General features: G+C 69.3%; 1 protein-coding gene. It reads left to right on the top strand.

Annotated elements, in window-relative coordinates:
- The first annotated feature begins 132 nt into the window (after positions 1–132).
- Positions 133–1,596: an HNH endonuclease signature motif containing protein gene (locus QZV81_RS06405; RefSeq protein ID WP_292834507.1), complete on the top strand. Its 1,464-nt coding sequence runs from the start codon at positions 133–135 to the stop codon at positions 1,594–1,596.
- Positions 1,597–1,629: the final 33 nt, after the last annotated feature.

The raw sequence follows: 1,629 nt of genomic DNA on the forward strand, positions 1-1,629 counted from the left end.
CACGAGCGACGACCAGCACGTCATCTCGACGACCAACGCCCCGCCGGAATCAGCACGGCGGGGAGTTATCCACAGATGTACGAAACTCTGTCTGAATGTCGGGGGTGCCTGTCATCATTGAGTATGGCTATTTTGAGCGATGTCAGGGAGCGGGTCGAGTCGCTCGCTGCCCGCGGCTCGCTCGATGTCGAGGGGTCGCAGCTGCTTGCGGCGCTGCGCCGATTCGACGATGGATCGGTCATCGACATCGTGGCGCTGGCATCTGACATCAAGCACAACGCCGATCGCATCATCGCGGTCGGTGCAGCGGTGCTGGCCGAACGATCGACGCGCGAGATGGGCCAGGCGGGTGCGGCCGCCACGCGCGGGCACGCGACGCCGGTGGCGCTCGTGCAGTCGATCACCGGTGGCACGCGCGGCGATGCGGCGCGGGCAGTGCGGATCGGCGAGTCGATGGTCGAGGGCCAGCCGCTCTCATCAGAGCCGGCGGTCGTGCCGTGGCACGATTGTCTGCGGCGGGCGCTGCTCGACAGCGTGCTCACTTCTGAGCAGCACGACGCGATTCTGCGCGGGCTCGGCAAGCCCCCGATCGACGGCGTCGATGTCGATCCCGATGCCGTGCGCAGCGTGTGGGCGCGCGCGGCATTGCAGCTGATCGACGAGGCCTCGGCGGTCGACGTCGAAGAGCTCGCCCGACGCGCGCGGCAGGTGCGCGATGCGCTCGACCCGGTCGGCGCGGAGGCGCGGTTCGCGCGCCGGTTCGAGGGGCGCCTGATCCGCAGGTGGGTCGACGACAACGGCGGTCACCACGCACGCATCGACTTCGATGACGAGACCGCGGCTCTGTGGGATGCGGTGATCGCATCGGCCCTGCGGCCGCGACGCGGCGGGCCCCGCTTCATGACCGCCGAGGAGCGCGCGGCCGCCGACGAACTCGTCGCCGACCCGCGGACGAATGAGCAGCTGACCTACGACCTCGTGATGGACATCTTCCGTGCCGGAACCTTGGCCGAGGCATCGGATGTCTTCGGGTCCCGCCAGCCGGGCGTGCGCCTGGTCGTCGTCAAAGACGCGATCGGGCCGCGCGACGCGTTCGGACGGATGCTGACCACCGGGCACCTCGAGGACGGTGGCGATGCCGTGCCCGGCTCGGTCATCGATCGGGTGCTGTGCGAGGCCGGATTCATCGAGGTCACGGTCGATTCGTGCGGCAACCCGCTCGACGTCGGCAGAGAGCAGCGGCTGTTCACGACGAAGCAGCGGCTGGCGCTCGCAGTGCGCGACGGTGGATGCCTGTGGCCCGAGTGCCGCGTGCCGGCGTCGTATTGCGAAGCCCACCATTCCACGCCCTGGAGCGAAGGCGGGCAGAGCGACATCGAGGTCGGGGTGCTGCTCTGCCGGTTCCACCACATGCTGCTGCACAACGCGGGGTGGCGAATCACCCGGGACGGCAAAGAACCTTTCGTGCTGCACCGGCCGCCGGGAATCGCGGGCGACAGCATTGTTCTGCGGTCGAGATCGGCGGTGCGATGGGCGTGGGATCCGCCGCCACCCGACATGAGGGTGGGATGGCGATCGGCGCGGGCCCCGGAGTGAGGGTGCGATGCGGGGGTGCGGGACCTGGGGTGA

The sequence above is a fragment of the Microbacterium sp. genome, from assembly GCF_011620665.1.
In the GTDB taxonomy this organism is placed as follows: Bacteria; Actinomycetota; Actinomycetes; order Actinomycetales; family Microbacteriaceae; genus Microbacterium.